At 65.3% G+C, this 1763-nt stretch carries 2 protein-coding genes; both read left to right on the top strand.

The genetic code is table 11. From position 1 onward, the window contains the following. The coding region (locus tag DY468_RS24480; protein ID WP_164608201.1) for an MATE family efflux transporter at positions 1–1185 on the top strand (1185 nt) is incomplete at its 5' end. Between the two features lie 135 nt (positions 1186–1320). Further along, positions 1321–1763: carbonic anhydrase (locus DY468_RS24475; protein WP_283808795.1), on the top strand; the 443-nt coding region annotated here is incomplete at its 3' end.

Below are 1763 nucleotides of genomic sequence, written 5' to 3'. Positions count from 1 at the left end.
GGCGGCGTGTCGATGGCCTCGGTGCTGTTCGACTGCCTGTTCTGGCTGTTCGGCTTCCTGCGGATGAGCACGCTGGCGTTCACCGCGCAGGCGCTCGGCGCCGGGCAAAGCCGCGAAGTGCCGGCGCATCTGCTGCGCGGACTGATCGTCGCCGCCGGAATCGGCCTTTTGCTGATCGCCCTGCAGGCGCCGCTCGCCGCGGTGCTGATCGGCGCGATGGGCGGCAGCGATGCGGTCAGCGCCGCGGCCAAGACCTACTTCTCGATCCGGATCTGGTCGGCGCCGCTGGTACTGGCGAATTTCGCGGTGCTCGGCTGGCTGGTCGGACAGGCGCGCGCCATGCTGGCGCTCGCGGTGCAGATCGCCATCAACCTGATCAACATCGCCGCCACGATCACGCTGGTGCTGTGGTTCGACTTCGGCATCGCCGGCGCCGCGATCGCCGCTGTGATCGCCGAAGGGGCGGGCCTGTTGATCGGGCTCGCGATCGCCGCCTCGCGCGGCCGTGGCCTGTTCAACGTGTCCCGGACGATGCTGTTCGATCCGCACCGCCTGCGGCGGATGTTCGACGTCAATCGCGACATCATGATCCGGACTGCGGCGCTGATCGCGGTGTTTCTGTTCTTCACCGCACAGGGCGCGCGCGGCGGCGACGTGGTGCTCGCCACCAACGCGGTGCTCAACAATTTCCTGATGATCAGCGCGTTCTTTCTCGACGGCCTCGCCAATGCCGCCGAACAGCTCTGCGGCCGCACCCTCGGCGCACGCGACCGGTCCGGCTTCGTCACGGCGACCCGACTGGTGATCCTGTGCGGCTTCGGCTTCGCACTGGCGGTAAGCGCGATCTACGCATTGGCCGGTCCGGCGCTGATCGATTTCATCACCTCGAACGACGAGCTGCGCCGCTCCGCCCGGAACTATCTCTGGCTGGTGACGCTGGCGCCGATGCTTGGCGTGTTCGCTTTTGCCTATGACGGCGTTTTCATCGGCGCCACCTGGGCGCGCGAGATGCGCAATCTGATGCTGCTGTCGCTGCTGCTGTTCCTGGCGTCGTGGTTCATGCTTCGCCCGTTCGGCAACACCGGATTGTGGGTCGCACTACTGCTGCACTACGTCTGGCGCGGCGGTCTGCAGGCGCTGCGCTATCCGGCCATGGTACGCAGCTCGTTTCCGGCGACACATTGATTTTTCTTCAAATCTCAAGCTGCGAATTATAGATCCGTTGATACCCGCATCATGCGCATAAGATTTACACTTCGCATCTCGCCACTCCACAAATACCATTCTCGATAGAATAGAATCGAATCAGGGAGAGACGGAATGTGCCAAACTTGTTTGAGCGGTGTTTCACGGCGACATCTGATGGCGGGCGGACTGGGACTGCTCGCGGCCTCGGCGCTGCCCTTCGCGGCGCGTGCGCAAACCCAGGCGAGCGATACGCCCGACGCCGCGCTCGACAAGCTGATGCAGGGCAATGAGCGCTATATCGCCGGCCAGATGCGCGAGCGCGATTTCTCAGCAGGCCGCGCCGCGCGGACCGAAGGTCAGGCACCGTTCGCCGCGATTCTCGGCTGCGCCGACTCCCGCATCGCGCCGGAGCTGGCATTCGACCAGGGCCCCGGAAGCCTGTTCGTGGTCCGCGTCGCCGGCAATTTCGTCACGCCGGACGGCCTCGCCAGCCTCGAGTACGGCGCCGCGGTGCTCGGTACCAAGGTGATCATGGTGCTCGGCCACACCAATTGCGGCGCCGTCAACGCCACGGT

This window comes from Rhodopseudomonas sp. BR0M22 (assembly GCF_010907035.1).
Classification (GTDB): domain Bacteria; phylum Pseudomonadota; class Alphaproteobacteria; order Rhizobiales; family Xanthobacteraceae; genus Rhodopseudomonas.
The sequence above is the reverse complement of the archived record's forward strand: the minus strand, read 5'-3'. Positions and strand labels throughout refer to the sequence as shown.